At 68.6% G+C, this 23,724-nt stretch carries 21 protein-coding genes; 20 read left to right on the top strand and 1 reads right to left on the bottom strand.

Translation table 11 applies throughout. From position 1 onward, the window contains the following. The first annotated feature begins 54 nt into the window (after positions 1-54). The 16 genes from bioF (at position 55) to AAG092_RS08550 (ending at position 19,750) form a co-directional block, all read left to right on the top strand. On the top strand, positions 55-1,224 hold the full coding sequence (gene bioF / locus AAG092_RS08625; protein WP_373389357.1) for an 8-amino-7-oxononanoate synthase: 1,170 nt from the start codon (positions 55-57) through the stop codon (positions 1,222-1,224). Then, on the top strand, positions 1,217-1,948 hold the full coding sequence (locus AAG092_RS08620; RefSeq protein WP_373389356.1) for an alpha/beta fold hydrolase: 732 nt from the start codon (positions 1,217-1,219) through the stop codon (positions 1,946-1,948). The genes bioF and AAG092_RS08620 overlap by 8 nt, the downstream gene beginning before the upstream one ends. Beyond that, on the top strand, positions 1,941-2,744 hold the full coding sequence (gene bioC, locus AAG092_RS08615) for a malonyl-ACP O-methyltransferase BioC (protein WP_373389355.1): 804 nt from the start codon (positions 1,941-1,943) through the stop codon (positions 2,742-2,744). Before AAG092_RS08620 ends, bioC begins: the two co-directional genes overlap by 8 nt. A gap of 28 nt (positions 2,745-2,772) precedes the next feature. After that, positions 2,773-3,450, top strand: coding sequence for a dethiobiotin synthase (gene bioD / locus AAG092_RS08610; RefSeq protein ID WP_373389354.1), 678 nt, complete (start codon positions 2,773-2,775; stop codon positions 3,448-3,450). Between the two features lie 95 nt (positions 3,451-3,545). Beyond that, a complete protein-coding gene (locus AAG092_RS08605) occupies positions 3,546-3,842 on the top strand; it encodes a pyrroloquinoline quinone biosynthesis protein PqqE (protein ID WP_373389353.1) in 297 nt (98 codons plus the stop codon). Positions 3,843-3,901: 59 nt separating this feature from the next. Beyond that, a complete protein-coding gene (locus AAG092_RS08600) occupies positions 3,902-4,663 on the top strand; it encodes a putative metalloprotease CJM1_0395 family protein (protein WP_373389352.1) in 762 nt (253 codons plus the stop codon). A 168-nt stretch (positions 4,664-4,831) separates the two neighbouring features. After that, complete coding sequence (locus AAG092_RS08595) at positions 4,832-6,637, top strand: phenylacyl-CoA dehydrogenase (protein WP_110683407.1); 1,806 nt, start codon at positions 4,832-4,834, stop codon at positions 6,635-6,637. A 167-nt stretch (positions 6,638-6,804) separates the two neighbouring features. Next, positions 6,805-8,097, top strand: coding sequence for a diguanylate cyclase (locus tag AAG092_RS08590; RefSeq protein ID WP_110683557.1), 1,293 nt, complete (start codon positions 6,805-6,807; stop codon positions 8,095-8,097). 193 nt (positions 8,098-8,290) lie between these two features. Beyond that, the gene (locus AAG092_RS08585) at positions 8,291-10,069 is read left to right on the top strand and encodes an acyl-CoA dehydrogenase C-terminal domain-containing protein (protein ID WP_373389350.1); all 1,779 of its coding nucleotides are present in this window, start codon (positions 8,291-8,293) and stop codon (positions 10,067-10,069) included. A 217-nt stretch (positions 10,070-10,286) separates the two neighbouring features. Then, on the top strand, positions 10,287-13,883 hold the full coding sequence (locus tag AAG092_RS08580) for a DUF2339 domain-containing protein (protein ID WP_373389349.1): 3,597 nt from the start codon (positions 10,287-10,289) through the stop codon (positions 13,881-13,883). Next, positions 13,880-15,223, top strand: coding sequence for a DUF3999 domain-containing protein (locus AAG092_RS08575; RefSeq protein ID WP_373389347.1), 1,344 nt, complete (start codon positions 13,880-13,882; stop codon positions 15,221-15,223). The genes AAG092_RS08580 and AAG092_RS08575 overlap by 4 nt, the downstream gene beginning before the upstream one ends. Positions 15,224-15,317: 94 nt before the next feature. Then, positions 15,318-17,135: an autotransporter domain-containing protein gene (locus AAG092_RS08570; protein WP_373389346.1), complete on the top strand. Its 1,818-nt coding sequence runs from the start codon at positions 15,318-15,320 to the stop codon at positions 17,133-17,135. Between the two features lie 121 nt (positions 17,136-17,256). Then, a complete protein-coding gene (locus AAG092_RS08565; RefSeq protein ID WP_373389344.1) occupies positions 17,257-18,267 on the top strand; it encodes a class 1 fructose-bisphosphatase in 1,011 nt (336 codons plus the stop codon). A gap of 3 nt (positions 18,268-18,270) precedes the next feature. Further along, a complete protein-coding gene (locus tag AAG092_RS08560; RefSeq protein WP_373389343.1) occupies positions 18,271-18,870 on the top strand; it encodes a DUF924 family protein in 600 nt (199 codons plus the stop codon). A 71-nt stretch (positions 18,871-18,941) separates the two neighbouring features. Further along, entirely contained in the window at positions 18,942-19,196 is a 255-nt protein-coding gene (gene bamE, locus AAG092_RS08555) for an outer membrane protein assembly factor BamE (RefSeq protein ID WP_373389342.1), read from the top strand. Next, positions 19,196-19,750 carry a lipocalin family protein gene (locus AAG092_RS08550; protein ID WP_373389574.1) on the top strand — a complete coding sequence of 185 codons (555 nt, stop codon included), beginning with the start codon at positions 19,196-19,198 and terminating at the stop codon, positions 19,748-19,750. Before bamE ends, AAG092_RS08550 begins: the two co-directional genes overlap by 1 nt. On the opposite strand, the gene AAG092_RS08545 is transcribed toward AAG092_RS08550, so the two are convergent. Beyond that, positions 19,747-20,184 (bottom strand): DUF2141 domain-containing protein, encoded by a 438-nt coding sequence (locus AAG092_RS08545; protein ID WP_373389341.1) that lies wholly within the window; start codon positions 20,182-20,184, stop codon positions 19,747-19,749. The genes AAG092_RS08550 and AAG092_RS08545 overlap by 4 nt on opposite strands. A gap of 32 nt (positions 20,185-20,216) precedes the next feature. On the opposite strand from AAG092_RS08545, the gene AAG092_RS08540 reads away from it, so the two are divergent. The 4 genes from AAG092_RS08540 to AAG092_RS08525 are packed head-to-tail and all read left to right on the top strand — an operon-like array spanning position 20,217 to position 23,718. Beyond that, a complete protein-coding gene (locus AAG092_RS08540) occupies positions 20,217-21,134 on the top strand; it encodes a dialkylrecorsinol condensing enzyme (RefSeq protein WP_373389340.1) in 918 nt (305 codons plus the stop codon). A gap of 19 nt (positions 21,135-21,153) precedes the next feature. Then, complete coding sequence (locus tag AAG092_RS08535; protein ID WP_373389339.1) at positions 21,154-22,311, top strand: beta-ketoacyl-ACP synthase III; 1,158 nt, start codon at positions 21,154-21,156, stop codon at positions 22,309-22,311. Then, positions 22,301-22,708 carry a hypothetical protein gene (locus AAG092_RS08530; protein ID WP_373389338.1) on the top strand — a complete coding sequence of 136 codons (408 nt, stop codon included), beginning with the start codon at positions 22,301-22,303 and terminating at the stop codon, positions 22,706-22,708. Before AAG092_RS08535 ends, AAG092_RS08530 begins: the two co-directional genes overlap by 11 nt. Beyond that, a complete protein-coding gene (locus AAG092_RS08525; protein WP_373389337.1) occupies positions 22,705-23,718 on the top strand; it encodes a BtrH N-terminal domain-containing protein in 1,014 nt (337 codons plus the stop codon). The genes AAG092_RS08530 and AAG092_RS08525 overlap by 4 nt, the downstream gene beginning before the upstream one ends. The last annotated feature ends 6 nt before the right edge of the window (positions 23,719-23,724 follow it).

Raw genomic sequence — 23,724 nt, 5'->3', positions numbered from 1 at the left:
CGGCTCCTCTCCCGCACACGGGAGAGGAGAGTCAAAGCCTCATTCGAGATAGCCATGCCTTTCGATCTCGCCACCCGTCTCGCCGAGCGCCGCGCCGCTCACCTGTATCGCCAGCGCCCGCTGCTGGACGGCCCGCAGGGGCCACTGGTGCGGGTCGACGGCCGCGAGCTGCTGGCCTTCTGCGCCAACGACTACCTGGGCCTGGCCAATCACCCCGAGGTGATCGCGGCCCTGCGCGCCGGCGCGGAAAAATGGGGTGTCGGTGGTGGCGCCTCGCACCTGGTGATCGGCCACAGCACCCCGCACCACGCGCTGGAAGAAGCCCTGGCCGAGTTCACCGGGCGGCCCCGCGCGCTGCTGTTCTCCACCGGCTACATGGCCAACCTGGCGGCGGTGACGGCGCTGGTCGGACAGGGCGACACGGTGCTGGAGGACCGCCTCAACCACGCCTCCCTGCTGGACGCCGGCCTGCTGTCCGGCGCGCGCTTCTCGCGCTACCTGCACAACGACGCGGCCAGCCTGGGCAAGCGCCTGGACGGTGCCTCTGGCAACACCCTGGTGGTGACCGACGGCGTGTTCAGCATGGACGGTGATCTGGCCGACCTGCCGGCGTTGTGCGCCGAGGCGCGCAGCAAGGGGGCCTGGGTGATGGTCGACGACGCCCACGGCTTCGGCCCGCTGGGCGCCACCGGCGGCGGCATCGTCGAGCACTTCGGTCTGGGCATGGAGGACGTGCCGGTGCTGGTCGGTACCCTGGGCAAGGCCTTCGGCACCGCCGGCGCCTTCGTCGCCGGCAGCGAGGAGCTGATCGAGACGCTGATCCAGTTCGCCCGCCCCTACATCTACACCACCAGCCAGCCGCCGGCCGTGGCCTGCGCCACGCTGAAGAGCCTGGAGCTGCTGCGCACGGAAGGCTGGCGCCGCGAGCACCTCAGCCGGCTGATCGCCCGTTTCCGTGCCGGCGCCGCCGAGATCGGCCTGAGCCTGATGGCCAGCCCGACGCCGATCCAGCCGATCCTGGTCGGCGACAGCGCGCGCGCCCTGCAGCTCTCGGCGCTGCTGAAAGAGCGCGGCCTGCTGGTCGGCGCCATCCGTCCGCCGACCGTGCCGGCCGGCAGCGCGCGCCTGCGCGTGACCCTGTCCGCCGCCCACAGCGAGGCGCAGCTGGAGCGCCTGCTGCAAGCCTTGGCCGAGTGCTGGCCGCAGGTGGCCCGCGATGCGTGACCAGCTGATCCTGTTGCCCGGCTGGGGCCTGGGTAGCCTGCCGCTGGAAGTGCTGGCCGAGGCCCTGCGCGGGCTCGACCCGGCACTCAGGGTGGAAATCGAGCCGCTGCCGGAGCTGGCGTCAGGCGAGCCGCGCGACTGGCTGCTGGAGCTGGACGAGCGTCTGCCGCCGCATACCTGGCTGGGCGGCTGGTCGCTCGGTGGCATGCTTGCCAGCGAGCTGGCGGCCCTGCGCGGCGAGCGTTGCCGCGGTCTGCTGACCCTGGCCAGCAACCCCTGCTTCGTCGCCGGGGCGGACTGGCCCTGCGGCATGCACGAGGCCACCTTCGCCGCCTTCGTCGCCGGCTGCCGCGACAATCCCGCCGCCACCCTCAAGCGCTTCAGCCTGCTCTGCACCCAGGGCTCGGCCGAGGCGCGCGGCCTGGCGCGCCAGCTGCAGGCCGCGGCGCCGCACCTGGCGCCCGAGGTGCTGCTGGCCGGGCTGGAAGTGCTCGGCAACTTCGACGGGCGCAGCGCCCTGCAGCGCTTCGCCGGGCCGCAGCTGCACCTGCTGGCCGGCGCCGATGCGCTGGTGCCGGCCGAGGTGGCCGGCGAGCTGCTGATGCTGCAGCCGGACATCGAGGTCGGGCTGATCGAGGACGTCAGCCACGCCTTCCCGCTGGAGCGCCCGCACGAGGTGGCGGCGGCGGTACTGGCCTTCCTCGGCGAGGCCGACCATGACTGACTGGCACGAGCAGAGCGGCCTGCCGGACAAGCGCCGGGTCGCCGAATCCTTCTCCCGCGCGGCGGACAGCTACGACAGCGTCGCCGCCCTGCAGCGCGATGTCGGCATCGAGCTGCTGGCACGCCTGCCGCTGAGCCTGGCGCCGCGGCGCTGGCTCGACCTCGGCTGCGGCACCGGGCATTTCAGTCGGGTGCTGGCCGCGCGCTACCCGGCGGCCGAGGGCGTGGCCCTGGACCTGGCCGAGGGCATGCTGCGCCATGCCCGTCCGCTGGGCGGGGCGCAGCACTTCGTCGCCGGCGACGCCGAGCGCCTGCCGCTGCGCGAGGCCGGCTGCGACCTGATCTTCTCCAGCCTGGCCGTGCAGTGGTGCGGCGACTTCGCCGCCGTGCTGGCCGAGGCGCGCCGCGCGCTGCGCCCGGGCGGCGTGCTGGCCTTCAGCAGCCTGTGTGTCGGCACCCTGCAGGAGCTGCGCGACAGCTGGCAGGCGGTGGACGGCTTCGTCCACGTCAACCGCTTCCGCCGCTTCGCCGACTACCAGCAGCTGTGCGCGGCCAGCGGCCTGCAGCCGCTGGCGCTGGAACGGCGGGCCAAGGTGCTGCACTTCCCCGACCTGCGCGCCCTGACCCACGAGCTCAAGGCCCTCGGCGCGCACAACCTCAACCCGGGGCGTCCCGGCGGCCTGACCGGGCGCGCGCGCATCCGCGCCCTGGTCGAGGCCTACGAGCGTTTCCGCCAGCCCCAGGGGCTGCCGGCCACCTACCAGGTGGTCTACGGCGTGCTGCAACGGCCCGAATAGGCGCCCCGCGATTCCGAGGAACCACTTCATGTCCCAGGCCTTCTTTGTCACTGGCACGGATACCGAGATCGGCAAGACCACCATCGCCGCCGGCCTGCTGCACGCCGCGCGCCTTGCCGGGCTGAGCACGGCGGCGGCCAAGCCGGTGGCTTCCGGCTGCGAGCAGACGCCCGAGGGGCTGCGCAACGACGATGCCCTGGCCCTGCTCGGGGAATGTTCGCTGGCGCTGGACTACGCCGAGGTCAATCCGTTCGCCTTCGCGCCGGCCATCGCCCCGCACCTGGCGGCGCGCGAGGCGGGCGTCGAGCTGAGCGTGGCGCGCCTGCAGCCGGCGGTGCGCCACGTGCTGCAGCGCGGCGCCGATTTCACCCTGGTCGAGGGCGCCGGCGGCTGGCGCGTGCCGCTGGCCGGTCGCGAGACCCTGGCCGACCTGGCCGTGGCGCTCGGCCTGCCGGTGATCCTGGTGGTCGGCGTGCGCCTGGGCTGCATCAACCACGCGGTGCTCACCGCCGAGGCCATCGCCCGCGACGGCCTGCGCCTGGCCGGCTGGGTGGCCAATATCGTCGACCCGCACACCTCGCGCCTGGAGGAGAACCTGGCGACCCTCACCGAGCGCCTGGCGGCGCCCTGCCTGGGGCAGGTGCCGCGCCTGGCGCAGGCGAGCCCGGCGGCGGTGGCGAGCCATCTGCGACTCCCCGCGTTATAAGCCGCTGATCGACCATAGCGCATTGCTTGTACGTTTTTTGAGCATTTTCTGCTTCAATTGCTGCATGAGTCTGTCCCCATCAGGGAGTCGCAAGCATGGAAATCTCCGGTAACGCCTTCAGCGCGGGTCTCAGCGGCATCCAGGCCGGGCAGCGTCGCGTCGAGCAGGCCGCCAGCGAAATCGCCAGCAACACCCTGCCAACCCAGCCGTCGGCCGAGACGCCCCCTGCCCAGCAGGTCGAGCCGAGCCAGCAGAGCCAGGCCAACACCCAGGCCGATCTGGCCGAGAGCCTGGTCGGCCTGACCCAGGGCCGCAACGAGGTGCAGGCCAGTGCCCGCGTGGTCGAGACCGCCGACGAGGTGCTGGGCACCCTGATCGACACCCGCGCCTGACCGGAGCGTCGGCGCCGCAGTAGATAGAGGGCTCGCCCGCCCGGGCGAGGAGGAGTCCGATGCAGATCGGCAGCGCCACGTCCTATGTTGCGCCTCTGCCGTTGTCCCAGGCGGCCCGTCCCGTTTCGTCCAGTCTTTCCCAGCCCGCCCCCTCCGAGGAATCGCTTCCTGCTGGCCAGTCAGTCGCCGCCGGCGATGATGCTGCCCTGCGCGACGAGGCGGCCAGCCCGGCACGCGGCGAGGCGGAGGAGGAAAAGGCATCCCCCCGCGAAGTCCAGCAGCAACGCCAGGAGCAGCTGGAAATCGCCGAGCTGGCCAGCCGCGACCGCGAAGTGCGCGCCCACGAGCAGGCCCACGCGGCGGTCGGCGGCGCCTATGCCGGCGCTCCCACCTATACCTTCGCCCGCGGCCCCGATGGCAAGCGCTACGCCGTCGGCGGCGAAGTGAGCATCGACACCAGCCCCATTCCCAACGACCCCGAAGCCACCCTGCGCAAGATGGAGCTGGTGCAGCGCGCGGCCCTGGCCCCGGCCGAGCCTTCGGCCCAGGATCGCCGGGTCGCCGCCCAGGCCGCCGCCCAGGCCGCCGAGGCGCGCGCCGAGCTGGCCCAGCTGCGCCGCGAGGAGCAGGCCGCGAGCGCCGAGGAGCGCGTGCTGCAGCGCGAGGAACGGCTGGCCGCGGAGGAAGAGCGCCAGGCCCGCGAGGAGGAGGGGCGCGAGGAGGAAGAGCGGCAGGCGCTGCCGCCAGCGCCTAGACTGGATCTGTATCTGCGTCTGGCCCAGCTGCAGGCCCCGGTGCCAGCGGTCGACCTGCTGGTCTGAAAGGTCGCTGGCGGGTGCTTGACAAGGGTAGGGCGTAAACGTATGTTTCAAACGCCTGTTTGATTGCCAGGCCGGTTCGTGCCTGCCGGGCGTCGGGAGAAATCCCGCGAACGACCGCTCCAGACGGTCACCCCCACACTAAGGAATCCACCGTAGAGGTTTACCGCTATGCCTGAGTACAAGGCCCCCTTGCGTGATATCCGCTTCGTTCGCGACGAACTGCTCGGCTACGAAGCGCACTATCAGAGCCTGCCGGCTTGCCAAGATGCTACCCCGGACATGGTCAACGCCATCCTCGAAGAAGGCGCCAAGTTCTGCGAGCAGGTAATCGCTCCGCTGAACCGTGTGGGTGACATCGAGGGCTGCACCTGGACTCCGGAAGGCGTGAAGACCCCGACCGGCTTCAAGGAAGCCTACCAGCAGTTCGTCGAAGGCGGCTGGCCGAGCCTGGCCCATGACGTCGATCACGGCGGTCAGGGCCTGCCGGAATCCCTGGGCCTGGCCATCAGCGAAATGGTTGGCGAAGCCAACTGGTCCTGGGGCATGTACCCGGGCCTGTCGCACGGCGCCATGAACACCATCTCCGAGCACGGCACCGACGAGCAGAAGCACACCTACCTGACCAAGCTGGTTTCCGGCGAGTGGACCGGCACCATGTGCCTGACCGAGCCGCACTGCGGTACCGACCTGGGCATGCTGCGCACCAAGGCCGAGCCCCAGGCCGACGGTTCCTACAAGGTTTCCGGCACCAAGATCTTCATCTCCGCCGGCGAGCACGACATGTCGGGCAACATCGTCCACATCGTGCTGGCCCGCCTGCCCGACGCCCCGCAGGGCACCAAGGGTATCTCCCTGTTCATCGTGCCGAAGTTCCTGCCGAACGCCGATGGTTCCGCCGGTCAGCGCAACAGCGTTTCCTGCGGCTCGATCGAGCACAAGATGGGCATCCACGGCAACGCCACCTGCGTGATGAACTTCGACGGCGCCACCGGCTTCCTGATCGGCCCGCCGAACAAGGGCCTGAACTGCATGTTCACCTTCATGAACACCGCTCGCCTGGGTACCGCTCTGCAGGGCCTGGCCCACGCCGAGATCGCCTTCCAGGGCGGCCTGAAGTATGCCCGCGAGCGTCTGCAGATGCGTTCCCTGACCGGTCCGAAAGCGCCGGACAAGGCCGCCGACCCGATCATCGTCCACCCGGACGTGCGTCGCATGCTGCTGACCATGAAGGCCTTCGCCGAAGGCAACCGCGCCATGGTCTACTTCGCCGCCAAGCAGGTTGACCTGGTCAAGTACAGCCAGGACGAAGAGCAGAAGAAGGCCGCCGACGAGCTGCTGGCTTTCCTCACTCCGATCGCCAAGGCCTTCATGACCGAAGTCGGTTTCGAAGCCTCCTCCCACGGCATGCAGATCTATGGCGGCCACGGCTTCATCGCCGAGTGGGGCATGGAGCAGAACATGCGCGACTGCCGTATCTCGATGATGTACGAAGGCACCACCGGCGTTCAGGCCCTCGACCTGCTGGGTCGCAAGGTACTGATGACCCAGGGCGGCGCGCTGAAGAACTTCACCAAGATCGTGCACAAGTTCTGCCAGGCCAACGAAGGCAACGAGTCCGTCAAGGAATTCGTCGCACCGCTGGCCCAGCTGAACAAGGAGTGGGGCGACATCACCATGAAGATCGGCATGGCTGCGATGAAGGATCGCGAAGAAGTCGGCGCCGCTTCCGTGGACTACCTGATGTACTCCGGCTACGCCTGCCTGGCCTACTTCTGGGCCGACATGGCGCGCCTGGCCGCCGAGAAGCTGGCTGCCGGTACCGACGACGAAGCCTTCTACAAGGCCAAGCTGCAGACCGCGCGCTTCTACTTCCAGCGCATCCTGCCGCGTACCCGCACCCACGTGGAAGCCATGCTGTCCGGCGCCAACAACCTGATGGACATGAACGAAGAGCACTTCGCTCTGGGCTACTGAGTCCGGTTCGACCTCGGGTCAGAAAACCGCAGCCTTCGGGCTGCGGTTTTTTTTCGCCCGCGCCAGGGCGCTGCGTCGCGCAATCGTCAGAATGAGAAGGATTGCCGCTGCCCTTTGCGTCCGATACAGGCAGAATGCCGCATCTTCCGCTGCTCACGACTCCGACCTTGCCGCCACTCAGTGCCTACCGCCCCGCCCATCTGCTGACCGCCCTGCCGCTGCTGCTGGCCGGCCTGCTGGTGGCTCGCCTGGGCGAGCTGAGCGAGTTCTTCCTGTCGCTGTTCAACGTGTTGCCGACCCTGCTCCTGCTGCTCGGCGGCACCTTCTGCGTGGTCTATGGCCGCCAGCGCGAGTTCTCCCTGCTGGCGGTGGTCTACCTCGCCTACTTCCTGCTGGATATCCAGACCGACCATTTCCGCGAGCAGGGCCAGGTGCGTGCCGATGCGGCCCTGGTGTTCCACCTGTGCAGCCTGCTGCTGCCGCTGCTCTACGGCCTGTATGGTGCCTGGCGCGAGCGTAGTCACCTAGTGCAGGACCTGGTCGCCCGTGCCGCCGTGCTGCTGGCTGTCGGCGGCACCGCGCTGGCCCTGGCGCGGCGCTTTCCCGCACAGCTGCAGGGCTGGCTCACCGAAGTCCACTGGCCGCTCTGGCATGGCCAGTGGATGAGCCTGGTCCAGCTGGCCTACCCGCTGTTCCTGCTCGCCGGCGGGCTGCTGCTGGTGCAGTACCTGCGCCAGCCACGGCCACTGCATGCGGCGCTGCTGCTCGGCCTGCTCGGTCTGCTGTGGATGCTGCCCAATACCTTCATCCTGCCGCATGCGCTGCAGGTAATGAGCAGCCTGGTGATGCTGATGATCGTGGCGGCGGTGGTGCATGAGGCCTATCAGATGGCCTACCGCGACGAGCTCACCGGCCTGCCCGGGCGCCGCGCGCTGAACGACCGCCTGGAGCGCCTGGGGCGCAGCTACGTGATCGCCATGGCCGACGTCGACCACTTCAAGAAATTCAACGACACCCATGGCCACGACGTTGGCGACCAGGTGCTCAGGCTGGTCGCCAGTCAGCTGCGCAAGGTCGGTGGCGGTGGCAAGGCCTACCGCTACGGCGGCGAGGAGTTCACCCTGGTGTTCCCCGGCAAGTCCATCGACGAGTGCCGGCCGCACCTGGAGGCGGTGCGCCAGGCGGTGGAAGGCTATCCGCTGCAGCTGCGCGACAAGCGCCAGCGGCCGCAGAACGACAAGGAAGGGCGCCAGCGGCGCAAGGCCGCCAGCACGGCCAGCGTGTCGGTGACCATCAGCATCGGCGTGGCCGAGCGCGAGGCGCACCAACGCGGTGCCGAGGAAGTGATCCGCAATGCCGACAAGGCGCTCTACGCTGCCAAGCGCGCCGGGCGCAACTGCGTGGTGGCCCAGGGTGAGAACCGCCGTGGCGCAGTGCGGGTGAGCGAGGCGCAGGGCTAGGCGGCCGACGTCCGGTCAGGGCGGCAAGTGCCTGTTTTTTCAGGGCTACCACAGTCCGGTCTAGGCGTGAGCGCGGCGTGGATTATTGGTCACTATTCGACCTCTTATCTCCTATTGGTTGTTCCGCTAAACTCGATCGCCTCTGTGTTCGCGGTCCGTCGACCGCACCGTCGTCTCGTTCGAGGATTGCTCCATGGCCGACTACAAAGCTCCCCTGCGCGACATGCGCTTCGTTCTCAATGAAGTCTTCGACGTCTCCAAGCTGTGGGCCGAGCTGCCCGGCCTGGCCGAAGTGGTCGACGCCGACACCGCCGCCGCCATCCTCGAAGAGGCCGGCAAGGTCACCGCCGGCACCATCGCCCCGCTGAACCGCAGCGGCGACGAGGAAGGCTGCAGCTGGACCGACGGCGCGGTGAAGACCCCGGCCGGCTTCCCCGAGGCCTACCAGACCTACGCCGAAGGCGGCTGGGTCGGTGTCGGCGGCTCGCCGGAGTTCGGCGGCATGGGCATGCCCAAGGTGATCGGCGCCCAGGTCGAGGAGATGGTCAACTCGGCCAACCTGTCCTTCGGTCTGTACCCGATGCTGACCGCCGGCGCCTGCCTGTCGATCCTCAACCACGCCAGCGAAGAGCTGAAGCAGCAGTACCTGCCGAACATGTACGCCGGCGTCTGGGCCGGTTCCATGTGCCTGACCGAGCCGCACGCCGGTACAGACCTGGGCATCATCCGCACCAAGGCCGAACCGCAGGCCGATGGCAGCTACAAGATCAGCGGCACCAAGATCTTCATCACCGGCGGTGAGCACGACCTGACCGAGAACATCATCCACCTGGTGCTGGCCAAGCTGCCGGACGCCCCGGCCGGCCCGAAAGGCATCTCGCTGTTCCTGGTGCCGAAGGTGATGGTCAATGCCGACGGCTCGCTGGGCGCGAAGAACTCGCTGGGCTGCGGCTCGATCGAGCACAAGATGGGCATCAAGGCCTCGGCCACCTGCGTGATGAACTTCGACGGCGCCACCGGCTACCTGGTCGGCGAGGTGAACAAGGGCCTCAACGCCATGTTCACCATGATGAACTACGAGCGCCTGGGCGTCGGCATCCAGGGCCTGGCCCTGGGCGAGCGTTCCTACCAGAGCGCCGTCGAGTACGCCCGCGAGCGTATCCAGAGCCGCGCGCCGACCGGCCCGGTGGCCAAGGACAAGGCGGCCGACCCGATCATCGTGCATCCGGACGTGCGCCGCATGCTGCTGACCATGAAGGCGCTGAACGAGGGTGGCCGCGCCTTCTCCAGCTACGTCGCCATGCAGCTGGACACCGCCAAGTACAGCGAAGACAAGGCAACCGCCAAGCGCGCCGAGGAGCTGGTCGCCCTGCTGACCCCGGTGGCCAAGGCCTTCCTCACCGACATGGGCCTGGAAACCACCGTGCACGGCCAGCAGATCTTCGGCGGCCACGGCTTCATCCGCGAGTGGGGCCAGGAGCAGCTGATCCGCGACTGCCGCATCACCCAGATCTACGAAGGCACCAACGGCATCCAGTCGCTGGACCTGATGGGCCGCAAGATCGTCGGCAGCGGTGGCAGCTTCTACAAGCACCTGTCCGACGAGATCAAGGGCTTCGTCGCTTCCGCCGATGCCTCGCTGGCCGAGTTCACCGGCCCGCTGAAGGCCGCCGTGGAGAACCTCGATGCCCTGACCCTGTGGGTGATCGAGCAGGCCAAGGCCAACCCGAACGAGATCGGCGCCGCCTCGGTGGAGTACCTGCACGTGTTCGGCTACACCGCCTACGCCTACATGTGGGCGCTGATGGCCCGTGCCGCGCTGGGTAAGGAAGGTCAGGACGACTTCTACGCCAGCAAGCTGGGTACCGCGCGCTTCTTCTTCGCCCGCCTGCTGCCGCGCATCCACTCGCTGACCGCCTCGGTCAAGGCCGGTAGCGAGTCGCTGTACCTGCTGGATGCCGCGCAGTTCTAAGCGCTGTCCGGTGACGAAAGCCCCGCCTCGGCGGGGCTTTTTCATTTCCGTGAGCCAGGCCCTGCGCAGCGGCGGGCCGCAACCCGGAGGAAAGTAAGCAAGCGAAGCGTTGTGTCTGTGCGCCAGTTGGCCTACGTCTTTGTAGTGTCTCGCAGGTGCGCCGATATACTCGCAGCTCCTCCCAGGGACTTCGCCTCAACGGCTCGGGAATTACTGCATGCAATGGATCTTCATGCTGGTCGGCCTGGTGCTCGGTGCACTGGCCGGAGAATCGGTGACCTCCGCCCTGCTCGGCGGGCTGATCGGTCTGGGCCTGGGCCAGGCACTGCGCTTGCAGCAGCTGGCGGCCGACAATGCGCGGTTGCGCCAGGAGCTGAAGGGCTTCGCCGAGCGCTTCGAGCGCGGCACCACGGCCGTGGTCGAGCGCCTGGTCCGGCTGGAGAGTGGCCAGCCGGCGGGCGCCGCAGCCGAGTCGCAGGCGCCGGCTGCAGCCACAGCCACTCCACCCAGGCCTGGGCCCGAACCGGCACCGGTCGAGGCAGGGCCTCTGCCTGAGAGATCGGCCGACGAGCTGGTCTGGGAACTGCCGGAACTGCCCGCCACCCCGGCCCCGGAGCCCCAGCTACAGGCTGAACCGGTCGCTGCACCTGTCGAGCCTTCGCCATCTCCCCGCCCGGCTACCCCGCGTCAGCCGGCGCCGCCGCGCGAACCCTCGCCCATCGCCCGCGCTTTCGCCCTGGCCAAGGCCTGGTTGCTCGGTGGCAATACCGTGCTGCGCGTTGGTGTGGTGCTGCTGTTCCTCGGCCTGGCCTTCCTCCTGCGTTACGCCACCGAGGGCATGGTGGTGCCGGTGGAACTGCGCTATGCCGGCGTGGCGGCCAGCGCCATCGCCCTGCTCGGCCTCGGCTGGTGGTTGCGCTGGCGCAACCCCAGCTACGGCCTGATGCTGCAGGGCACCGGCATTGCCGTGCTGTACCTGACGGTGTTCGCCGCCATGCGCCTGCACCCGCTGCTCGACCCCAAGCTGGCGCTCGGCCTGCTGGTGCTGGTCACCGCCTTCTCGGCCATCCTCGCCGTGGCGCAGAACGCCCTGGGCCTGGCAGTGGCGGCGGCACTCGGCGGCTTCGCCGCGCCGATCCTCACCTCCACCGGCAGTGGCAACCATGTGGCGCTGTTCAGCTACTTCATCCTGCTCAACGCCGGCATCCTCGCCATCGCCTGGTTCAAGGCCTGGCGCCTGCTCAACCTGGTCGGCTTCCTCGGCACCTTCGGCATCGGCTTCGCCTGGGGCCTGCGCTCCTACACCCCGGAGCTGCTGTGGAGCAGCGAGCCGTTCCTGATTGTGTTTTTCCTGATGTACGTGGCCATCGGCCTGCTGTTCGCCCGGCGCAAGCTGCGCGAGGCGGCGGACGCGCCGGAGGGTCGCGACGAGTTGCTGCGCTGGTCGCGCGGGCGCGCCGACTATGTCGACGCCACCGTGCTGTTCGGCCCGCCGCTGGTGGGCTTCGGCCTGCAGTACGCCATCGTCCAGCACCTCGAATTCGCCGCCGCCTTCAGCGCCCTGGGCCTCGGCCTGTTCTACCTGCTGCTGGCGCGACTGCTGCGCGGGCGCCATGTGCTGCTGTTGATGGAGACCTGCCTGGCGCTGGGCGTGGTGTTCGCTACCCTGGCCATCCCGCTGGGCCTGGATGCGCGCTGGACTTCCGCCGCCTGGGCGGTGGAGGGCGCCGGCATCTACTGGCTGGGCCTGCGCCAGGGGCGGCCGCTGGCGCGCATCTTCGCCCTGCTGCTGCAGGCCGGTGCGGCGCTGGCCTTCCTCGGCCAGGTCGATATCGGCTACGACAACCTGCTCGACGGTGCGCCGCTGGGTGCGCTGATGCTCGGCGTGGCGTTGCTGTTCAGCTTCTGGCAGCTGCGTCGTGCGCCGCAGGAGGCGAGTCGCGACTGGGAGCGTCGTGGCCTGCCCTGGCTGGCGGTGGCGGGCCTGCTGTTTCTCTACCTGATCGCGCCGCTGTGTTTCGGCGCCGAGGGTACGGCCATCGTCTGGGCGCTGGCGGGGCTGGCCACCTTGTTCGTTGGCCTGCGCCTGCAGGCGCGCAGTTTCCTGTTCACGGCCTTCGCCGTGCAGTTGCTCGGTGGCGCGGTGTTCCTCACGCAGATGCAGGGTAGCGGGCTGGGCGAGTCCGGGGTGTTCTATTCCGGCTGGCGCGGCCTGCTGGTCTGCTCGCTGATCGGCCTGGCACTGGTGGCCGGCATGCTGATCGCGGTGCGCGACAAGCTGGTCAGCGAGGATCGCCGGCTGATGCGCGGCCTGTCGCTGGTGATGCTGGTCGGCCTGCTGTTCGTCAACCTCGCCGTGCTGTTCGTGCTGCCCTGGCAGAGCGCCGCGGCGGTGTGGGCCGGCAGCGGCCTGCTGATCCTCTGGCTCAGCCTGCAGCTGCAGCTGCGCGCCAGCTTCCTGTTCGGCCTGTTGCTGCAGGTGGTCGGTGGCATCGCCTTCCTCGCCGCCAGCCCATTGCTGCTCGGTTATTTGCCCAGCGAGGGGCTGCGTCCGCTGGCGCATTCCGGCTTCTGGGCGCCGCTGGTGCTGGGCCTGGCCGCGCAGGTCGGCGCCTGGCGCCTGCGCCATGTACTACTGCGCCAGCAGGCCGGCAGCCTGGGTAGCCTGAGCCTGCAGCGTTTTTCCCAGCTGTTGCTGGCCTGGGGCGCCGGCTGGTGGGCGCTGGCCCTGGCCAGCGAGGTGCTGCGTTTCGTCGCGGCCGAGCTGCAGGGCGCCGCGCTGCTGGCGCTGGCCGCGCTCAGCGTGGCGCTGTGGGCCTGGCTGGCCGGGCGCCTGCGCTGGCGCTCCCTGGCCCTGCTGTGCACCTTGCTGGTGCCGGCCGGCTTGGTGATTCTGCTGCACCTGGCGCACCACCTCTACCATCCAGCGGTCGGCTTCGGCTGGCTCGGCTGGGGCCTGCTGTTCGCCGTGCACCTGTGGTCGCTCAAGCGCCTGGCCGAGCTGCTGCCGGCGGGTGTGCGCAGCGCGGCCCATGTGCTGGGCTGCTGGCTGATTCTCGGCGTGCTGGCCCTGGAGTTGCGTTATGGTCTGATGCTGCTGGCCGAGCACTACAACGCCTGGCGTTGGCTGGGCTGGGCCGTGTTGCCGAGTGCCTTCCTCCTGGCCATGGCCGCACCGCGCGCCTGGCCCTGGCCGGTAGCGGCCTACCCGCGCGAATACCGGGTGCTGGCGGCCGCGCCACTGGCGCTGCTGATGCTCGGCTGGTTGTGGCTGGCCAACATCGCCAGCGACGGCAGTGCCGATCCGTTGCCCTACCTGCCGCTGCTCAACCCGCTGGAGCTGGGCATGCTGCTGGTACTGCTGGCGATCTACACCTGGCTGCGCGGCGGCCTGCCGCAGCTGGGGCTGGCGGCGTATGGCGAGCGCATCGCGCAGACCGTCGCCGGTGCCTCGCTGTTCGTGGTGCTGACTGCCAGCGTATTCCGCGCGGCCCATCATTGGGGCGGCGTGCCCTACGAGCTGGATGCGCTGCTCGACTCGATGCTGGTGCAGGCCGGCCTGTCCATCGTCTGGACCCTGATCGCCCTGCCGCTGATGATCCTCGGCCACCTGCGTGGCCGCCGCGAGCTTTGGCTGCTGGGCGCGGCGCTGATCGCCGTGGTGGTGGCCAAGCTGTTCTTCGTCGAGCTGGGCAACCGCGGTGGCCTGGAGCGCATCGTTTCCTTCATCGGCGTCGGCGTTCTGCTCCTGGTGGTCGGCTACTTCGCCCCGCTGCCTCCGCGCAAAGCCGAGCCCACACAGGTGAACTCATGAACAAGTACCTCTCGATTGCCCTCGCGGCGCTGCTCATGGCGCCGCTGGCGCGGGCCGACTATGCGACCCAGGTGCCGCTGGCGCTGGAAGGCGAGGGACCCTGGTATCGCCTGGAGCTGCCGCTGTCACTGCAGATGGCTGCCCGTCATACCGACCTGCGTGACCTGCGGGTGCTCAATACCGAGAGCGAGGAGCTGGCCTATGCCCTGACCCTGGGCAGCGCCCAATCCGAGGAAAAACGCCGGGAGGCGGCGGTGAAATGGTTCCCGCTGCGCGGCACGGCCGATACCCAGGCGGTACCGGCCATTCGCGTGCAGCGCAGTACCAGCGGCACCCTGGTGGAGGTGGCGCCGGAGCAGGCCGGGCAGGACGAGCAGATCCTGCGCGGCTGGCTGCTGGATGCCAGCACCTTCGATCAACCGCTGCACCGTCTGCAGCTGGACTGGAGCGCCGAGCAGGAGGGCTTCCAGCGCTTCTCCATCGAGGCCAGCGACGACCTGCAGCACTGGCAGCGCTGGGCGGATGGGCAGATCGCCCGCCTGAGCTTCGATGGCGAGCGTGTCGAGCAGCGCGAGGTGGCGCTGCCGGGCGCCAAGGCGCGCTACCTGCGCCTGCTCTGGCAGGCGCCGCAGCAGGCGCCGGCGCTGCTTGCCGTGCGTGTGGTGAGCATCGAGAACCAGGCGGCCGCCCCCTCGCTGGCCTGGTCCGCGCCGCTGCGGCCGACTTCGAGCAAGGCCGGCGAGTACAGCTGGGAGCTGCCTCTGTCGCTGCCGCTGCAGAAGATTCGTGTCGAGCTGCCGGCCGGCAACGTGCTGGCGCCGGTCAGCCTGGCCTCGCGCGGTGCCGGCAAGCTGGACTGGCGACCACTGACCAGTGGCCTGCTCTATCGCCTGCCGCAGGACGGCAAGGAAGTGCTGCGGGACGAGATCGAGCTGTGGGGCACGCCGGTGCAGCAGCTGCGTATGCGTGTCGACGCCCGCGGTGGTGGCCTCGGCAGCGAGGGGGCGACCATCCGGGTGGCGGTGCGCGCGACCCAGGTGGTGTTCCTCGCCCGCGGTTCCGCGCCCTATCGGTTGGCCCTGGGCGATGCCTCGGCACGCTCCGCGGCACTGCCGCTGGGCACCCTGATCCCCGGCTACGAGCCCAGGCGCCTGACCAGCCTGGGGCGCGCAACGGCGCCCGAGACGGTGCCGGCGGCGGTGCGTCAGGCCGCCTCTGCAGCGCAGTCTGCCGCAGACTGGAAACGCATCGGCTTATGGGGCGTATTGCTGGCCGGAGTCGCCTTGCTCGGCGCCATGGCCTTCAGTCTTCTGCGTGGCGCGAAGGTCGGTGAACACTAGTGCTCCCGAAGCAAACGCTTGCTGAATTGAGAGGAAAATCACGTTAAAGTCGGCGAGTTCCAACCGGTCCAATAACAATCATAAGGACATTCCGATGAAGCGCTTACTGACTCCGCTGGCGGCCGCTTGCCTGCTGGCCAGTACTTCCCTCTCGCTGCAAGCCTCCCCCTATTCGAGTCTGATCGTATTCGGCGACAGCCTCAGCGATGCCGGCTGGAACACGGGCCCCGATGGTCCCATCCGCTTTACTAACAGGGTTGGCCCGACCTACGGTGCTGGTGAAGCCTACGGGCCGGTCGCCCCCATGTTGCTGGGCAGCGAGTTGGGCTTCGGTGCCGACGGGCTCGCCGCTGCGAATGCCGGCGGCAACAACTGGGCCGTTGGCGGTTACCGCACCGATCAGATACTCGATACGGTCAATAGTAATTACCTGGCGGCCAATGGCTTTCGCGCCGACCCCGATGCGCTGTACTACATCACCGGCGGCGGCAACGACTTTCTCCAGGGGCGAGTGACCAGTACCGCTACTGCTCAGGCCGCTGCGGGGCGCCTGGTCGACAGCGTGGAAGCACTCCGCGCCGCAGGTGCCCGCTATATCGTGGTCTGGCTGTTGCCGGACGTAGGCAAGACCCCGGCGCTTTCCGGAACCGGCGTAGGGGCTGCTGCCTCCCAGCTGGGTGTCGACTTCAATGCCGAGCTGGTGCGCCAGCTGTCCTCGGTGAATGCCGAGATTATTCCGCTGAATGTGCCACTGATGCTTTCCGAGGTGCTGGCCGATCCTGGGCGCTATGGTCTGGCGACCGATCAGAATCTGATCGGGACCTGCTTCGACGATTGCTCGGCCCAGAATCCTGTGTACGGTATCAATGGCACTAATCCGGACCCGACCAAACTGCTGTTCGATGACGGCGTACACCCGACCATCGCCGGCCAGCGGTTGATCGCCGATTACGCCTACTCGCTGCTGGCTGCGCCCTGGGAGATCAGCCTGCTGCCGGAGATGGCCCATGGCACCCTGCGCTCCCACCAGGACCAGCTGCGTGCCCAGTGGCAGGCAGACTGGGAGGCTTGGCAGGCAGTCGGCCAGTGGCGCACCTTCGTCAACGGCGGCGGCCAGCGTCTGGACTATGACGTCTACGACAGCTCGGCCGATGGCAATGGCTACAGCCTCAACCTCGGCGGTAGCTACCGCCTCAACGAGGCCTGGCGCGTCGGCCTGGCTGCCGGTCTCTACGAACAAGGTCTGGAGGCCGGCGAGGCCGATTCCGACTATGACCTGCGCAGCTACCTGGCCACCGCCTTCGCTCAGTACCAGCACGACCGCTGGTGGGGCGAGGCTGCCGTCAGCATCGGCTACCTGGACTATCACGACCTGGAGCGCCAGTTCGATCTCGGGCCGGCCAGTCGTGGCGAGAAGGGGGATACCGATGGCGACCTCTGGAGTCTGAGCGGGCGCATCGGCTACGACATCGCCCAGAGCCCGGACAGCCAGTGGCACCTGAGTCCCTTCGTCAGCGCCGACTATGCGCGGGTCGAGGTGGACGGCTACTCGGAGAACAGCAACCTGTCGACGGCGCTGAACTATGGCGACCAGAAGCGCAGTTCCAAGCGCCTGGGTATTGGTCTGCAGGGGCTGTTCGACCTCAATCAGCAGACCCGCCTGTTCGGCGAGGTGGCGATGGAACGCGAGTACGAGGATGACGCCAGCGAAGTCGACATGTCGCTGCGTAGCCTGCCGACCATCGGTTACACGCTGGAAGGCTACGTGCCGGATGACAAGACCTGGCGTGCCAGTTTCGGCGTCAGCCACCAGCTGGCTCCCGGTCTGGCCCTGCGCGGTGCCTATACCTACCGCGACGCCGATGACAGCGACCAGCAAGGCATCAATCTGTCCCTGTCCTGGGATATCTGAGTCACATCGGGCCTCGTTCGAGGCCCCGCTTCTTTGGCCTGGGCGCCGAGCGGGCCGAGACGCGGCGGTCACGGAACGGTTAAACTGCGCGCGATTTTCACTGCCTCCCCGGAGCCTCTCCATGTCGCGCGTCACCCTCAGCCGCTATCTGATCGAACAGACCCGCAGCCACAACACCCCAGCCGATCTGCGTTTCCTCATCGAAGTAGTGGCGCGTGCCTGCAAGGAAATCAGCCATGCCGTGTCCAAGGGGGCGCTGGGCGGCGTGCTCGGCAGCATGGGCACCGAGAACGTGCAGGGCGAGGTGCAGAAGAAGCTCGACGTGATCTCCAACGAGATCCTGCTGGAAGCCAACGAATGGGGCGGGCACCTGGCCGGCATGGCCTCCGAGGAAATGGACAACGCCTACCAGATCCCCGGCAAGTACCCCAAGGGTGCCTACCTGCTGGTGTTCGACCCGCTGGATGGCTCCTCCAACATCGACGTCAACGTCTCGGTCGGCACCATCTTCTCCGTGCTGCGCTGCCCGGATCAGTACCTCAACCAGAACGGCAGCCTCGACGAGCAGGCCTTCCTCCAGCCGGGTACCGAGCAGGTAGCCGCCGGCTACGCCATCTACGGTCCGCAGACCATGCTGATGCTGACCCTCGGCGATGGCGTCAAGGGCTTCACCCTGGACCGCGAGCTGGGCAGCTTCGTGCTGACCCACGACAACATCCGCGTGCCGGAGGCGACCAAGGAATTCGCCATCAACATGTCCAACCAGCGCCACTGGGAGGCCCCGGTGCAGCGCTACGTGTCCGAGCTGCTGGCCGGCGAGACCGGGCCGCTGGGCAAGAACTACAACATGCGCTGGATCGCCTCCATGGTCGCCGACGTGCATCGCATCCTCACCCGCGGTGGCATCTTCATGTACCCGCGCGACGGTCGCGAGCCGGAGAAGCCGGGCAAGCTGCGCCTGATGTACGAGGCCAACCCGATGGCGATGATCATCGAACAGGCCGGTGGCGCCGCCACCAACGGCGCCCAGCGCATCCTCGACCTGAAACCTGAGAGCCTGCACCAGCGCGTGGCGGTGTTCCTCGGCTCCAAGGAAGAAGTGCTGCGCATCAGCGCCTACCATCGCGGCTGAGCCATGCAGCCCTGGCAGCCCCTGCTCGACTGGTGGTTCGGAACCGGCGCAACCGCCAGCGAGGTGGCGGCTGAGCGCAGCGGGCTGTGGTTCGGCTATCGTGCCGAGCAGGACGAGAAGGCGCGCCAGCGCTTCGGCCCGCACTGCGAGCAGGCGCTGGCCGGCGGCCTGGGCGACTGGGCCGGGCAGCCGGACGGCTGGCTGGCCTTGCTGCTGTTGCTCGACCAGCTGCCGCGGATGATCCATCGCGGCACGCCGCAAGCCTTCGCTGGCGATGCGCGGGCCCGCCAGCTGGTCCGCCAGGGCCTGGAGCAGGGCTTCGATGCCAGGCTGCCGGCCATCCGCCGGGTATTCGCCTACCTGGTGCTGGAGCATGCCGAGGACCTGGCCCTGCAGGACGAGGCGGTCGCCCGCTTCGGCGCGCTGCGCGACCAGGCGGCGCCGAGCGAGCGCGCATTGTTCGACGGCTATCTGGATTACGCCGTGCGCCACCAGCGGGTGATCCAGCGCTTCGGCCGCTTTCCCCATCGCAACGCCGTGCTCGGCCGTCCTTCCACGGCCGAGGAGGCGCAGTTCCTCACGGAACCCGGCTCACGCTTCTGAGGTCCGAAGGGCGCAATCGAGCCCGGCTTGTGCCAAGCTCTTGCGCAGTCCCATTTCCCAGGAGCCACCCCATGTCGCCGCGTTCACTCGTCGTCCTCGCCGCCTGTGTCCTGCTCGCCGCCTGCAGCAAGATCAACCAGGAGAACTATTCCAAGCTCAAGGCCGGCATGGCCAAGAGCGAGGTGGAAAGCCTGCTCGGCAGCCCCAGCGAGTGCTCCGGCGCCATCGGTCTGACCAGCTGCACCTGGGGCGATGACAAGACCTTCATCAGCGTGCAGTTCGCCGGCGACAAGGTGATGATGTTCGCCGGCCAGGGCCTGAAATGATGCGCGCCCTGTTCTGTACCCTGGCACTTACCCTGCTGGCCGGCTGCGCCAGCTCGTCCGCGGAAGCACCGCCGGCCAGCGCCGGCCAGGTCGATCTGCAGCGCTACCAGGGCACCTGGTACGAACTGGCGCGCCTGCCGATGTTCTTCCAGCGCAACTGTGCCCAGTCCGAAGCGCATTACCTCTTGCAGGACGATGGCAGCATCGGCGTGACCAACCGTTGCCGCACCCTGGAGGGCGAGTGGATCGAGGCGCGCGGGCGCGCCGTGGCCCAGGAGGCCGGGCGCACCGACAAGCTGTGGGTGAGCTTCGACAACTGGTTCAGCGCGCTTTTCCCCGGCGTGGCCAAGGGCGACTACTGGGTGCTCTACCTGGACCAGGACTACCAGCACGTGCTGGTCGGCAACCCCAACCGCGAGTACCTCTGGCTGTTGTCGCGCACCCCGCAGGTCTCGGCGCAGACCCGTGAGCAGCTGCTGGCCGAGGCGCGGGCGCGCGGCTACGACACCGATGCGCTGATCTGGCGCGTGGCGGAAGCGCAGATCGCGCCCTAGCGACGCTTGCGCGGTGCTTGCAAGCGCAGCGTGACCAGGCTGTCCGCCTCGCCATGGGTGAACAGGCAGGCCCGTGGCGAGGGCTTGCCCTTGAGCAACGAAGGGTTGCCCGAGAAACCCACCGGCTCCTGCGGCACGCCGCGCGGGCTGAGGTCGAGCCGGCCGTTGCCGTTGCTGTCCTGGTACAGCTGCACGGCATAGCGCCCCGGCGGCACGTCTGGCAGGCGCAGTTCGCCCGTCCCGGCGTGCAGCTGCTGCAGCGGGCGATCGCCCCAGTCGTCACGGTCGGCGGGTGCCAGCGCCAGATAGAGGTTGCCGCTGGCCTGTATGCCCTCGACCCTGACCACTATGTCGCCGGCGCGCACCGGCGAGCTGACGAACAGCAGTGCCGCCAGGCAGGGCCAGGTTACGGTTTGAAGAAATCGCTGTGGCATAATCCGGCCATTTTGCAGGGAATCGGCAGCGGATGCGTCAGGTTTTAGTGGTTCATTTCTCCCAAACCGGCCAGCTGGACCGTCTGGTCCGGTCGGTATGCGCGCCCCTGGAGAAAGACCCCGGCGTGCAGGTCGACTACCTGCCGCTGCAGCCGGCCCAGCCCTTTCCCTTCCCCTGGCCCTTCCTCGGTTTCTTCCGCATCTTCCCCGAGACGGTGCTGATGCGCCCGGCGCCGCTGCTGCCGCTGCAGGTGGACGCGGACAAGCGCTACGACCTGATCATCCTCGCCTACCAGGTGTGGTTCCTCTCGCCGTCGTTGCCGGTGACCAGCTTCCTCGCCTCGCCGGAGGCGGCAAAGCTGTGCAAGGACACCCCGGTGGTGACCCTGATCGGCTGCCGCAACATGTGGCTGATGGCCCAGGAGAAGGTCAAGACCAGGCTGGCCGAGCTGGGCGCGCGCCTGGTCGACAACATCGCCCTGACCGATGCCTGCGGCACTGCCGCCAGCTTCCTGGCCACCCCGCTGTGGATGTTCACCGGCCGGCAGAAACCCTATGCCTGGGTGCCGCGCGCCGGCATCGAGGAGGGCGAGATCGCCGCCGCCAGCCGTTTCGGCGAGGCCATGGCGCAGCGCCTGACCCGCGACGCCCAGCCCATCACCGAGCCCATGCTCAAGGGCCTCGGTGCCGTGCGCGTCGACGAGAAACTGATCGGCAGCGAGAAGGTCGGCAACCGCAGCTTCCAACTGTGGAGCCGCCTGCTCGCCGCCCTCGGCCCGCAGCAGAGCCGCCGCCGCGGTGCTGGCCTGGTGGTCTACATCGTCTTTCTGATCTGCCTGATCATCACCGTGGTGCCGCTCGGCGCCCTGCTCAAGAAACTGCTGGCTCCGCTGTCCAGGGATCGGACTCTGCGTGAAAAGGCCTACTTCGCCGGTCCGTCCGGCGAGTGAAGTGACCCGAGGATTCAACGTGGCCAACCCTGTCTTCATCAATCGCATCAGCGCCTATCTGCCGTTCGACCCGGTCGACAACGAACAGATGGAGGAGCGCCTCGGTCTGGTCGGCGGCCAGCCGTCGCGGGCCCGCCGCCTGGTGCTCAAGCGCAACGGCATCCAGAGCCGCCACTACGTGATCGACCCGGCCAGCGGCGAGCCGGCGATGAACAACGCGCAGCTCAGCGCCGCCGCCATCCGCGGCCTCGAGGCGCCAGGCTTCGACCTGGGCGAGCTGGACTGCCTGGTGGCCAGCACCTCCTCGCCGGACCAGACCATGCCCGGCCATGCGGTGATGGTGCATGGCGAGCTGGGTAACCCGCCCAGCGAGGTGGTGACCACCGCCGGCATCTGCCTGTGCGGCGTCACCGCGCTGAAGTACGCCTACCTCAGCGTGGCCAGCGGCGAGAGCCGCAACGCCGTGGCCTGCGGCTCGGAGGTCGCCTCTACGCTGATGCAGGCGCGCAACTTCGACGCCGAGTACGAGCGCCGCGCCGCCGAGCTGGAGAGCCACCCGGAGATCGCCTTCGAGAAGGACTTCCTGCGCTGGATGCTGTCCGACGGTGCCGGCGCCGTGTGGCTGCAGGACCGCCCCAACACCCGTGGCCTGAGCCTGCGCATCGACTGGATCGACATCCTCTCCTTCGCCGACCAGATGCCGCCCTGCATGTACGCCGGCGCCGAGATGGAGGAGGGCGGCCTGACCGGCTGGAGCCGCTACGACGCCGCCGAGCGCGGCCGCCGTTCGGTGATGGCGATCAAGCAGGACGTCAAGCTGCTCAACGACAACATCGTGCGCGTCACCGTGGTCGAGGCGCTCCGGCGCATCCTGCACAAGCGCGAGCTGCGCGCGGCGGATATCGACCACTTCCTGCCGCACTACTCCTCCGAGTACTTCCGCGAGCGCCTGGCCGAGGGCCTGGCCGAGGCCGACCTGCCGATTCCCCAGGAGCGCTGGTTCACCAACCTGACCAGCAAGGGCAATACCGGCGCCGCCTCGATCTTCATCATCCTCGAGGAACTGTTCAACGGCGGCCGCCTGCGCCGTGGCGAGCGCCTGCTCTGCTACGTGCCCGAGAGCGGGCGCTTCTCCAGCGCATTCATGCATCTGACGGTGGTCGGCGATGAAGCTTGACGAGGTTCCCCAGGATCACAGCTCCACCTACGGCGGCCACAGCAAGCTGGTCTACGCCGTGGACGCCGAGGGCCACTACCAGCGCGCGCAGAGCGACGGCTGGGACACCGAGGCCTACGCCACCCAGCTGGCCGTGGCCGAGCTGCAGGCCCAGGAGGCCGAGGCCGAGGCGGCCTGGCAGCGTGGCGAGCTGTCGCCGCTGAAATGCCTGATGTACCGCTACCGCCTGGACGAGCCGGCGCTGGCGCAGATCACCGGGCTGTGGCAATGGCGTATCCGCCGGCACTTCCGCCCGGCCGTCTACCGGCGCCTCAGCGCCTCTATCCTCGCCCGTTACGCCGACGCCTTCGGCCTGCCGGTGGAACAACTGATCGGCTACCAGAAGGCCCCGGCATGAGCAGCTTCGAACCGCATTTCCAGCACCGCCAGAGCGCCCACTGCGAGAGCGGGGTGATGGCCAGCCTGCTGAGCCACGCCGGCCTGCCGATGAGCGAACCGATGGCCTTTGGCCTGGCCTCGGGACTGGCCTTCGCCTACCTGCCGATCGTCAAGCTCAGCGGCATGCCGCTGATTGCCTATCGCATGCCGCCCAGGCACCTGATCAAAACCCTGAGCAAGCGCCTCGGCGCGCGCCTCAACAGTCGCACCTTCGGTAACCCCGAGCAGGGCCGCCGCGAGCTGGATGCGCTGCTCGACCAGGGTCGCCTGGCCGGCCTGCAGAGCTCGGTGTTCTGGCTGCCGTACTTTCCGCCGGAGATGCGCTTCCACTTCAATGCGCACAACCTGCTGGCCTACGGCCGCGACGGCGACGAATACCTGATCAGCGACCCGGTGTTCGAGGAGCCGGTGCGCTGCGCCGCCGCCGACCTGCAGAAGGCACGCTTCGCCAAGGGCGCGCTGGCGGCCAAGGGCCTGATGTACTGGCTCGACGACGTGCCCCGGGAGCAGGATTGGGAGACGCTGATCCGCCAGGCCGTGCTCGGCACCACACGCATCCTCGACGGCATGCCGCTGCCGTGGATCGGCATCCGCGGCATCCAGCACCTGGCCAGGCAGGTCGAGCAGCTCGACCCGGCGCAGGCCAAGTACAACCGCCTGTACCTGACCCACATCGTGCGCATGCAGGAAGAGATCGGCACCGGCGGCGCCGGCTTCCGCTTCATGTACGCCAGCTTCCTGCAGGAGGCCGGCGAGAAGATCGGCGCGGCCGAGCTGGGCGAGGCTTCGGCACGCCTGACCGCCATCGGCGACGACTGGCGCCAGTTCGCCTCGGCCTGCGTGCGCGCCAGCCGCAGCAAGGGCGAGGCGCCGGACTTCCGCCCGATCGCCGAGATGCTGCGCGGCATCGCCGGCCAGGAGCGGGCGCTGATGAAGGAACTGGGCGCCTGGAGCAAGCGCAAGGGCTGAGTTGAA

Origin of the sequence: Pseudomonas alcaligenes (genome assembly GCF_041729615.1) — a bacterium.
In the GTDB taxonomy this organism is placed as follows: domain Bacteria; phylum Pseudomonadota; class Gammaproteobacteria; order Pseudomonadales; family Pseudomonadaceae; genus Aquipseudomonas; species Aquipseudomonas alcaligenes_B.
This window is presented reverse-complemented; position numbering and strand designations above follow the sequence as displayed.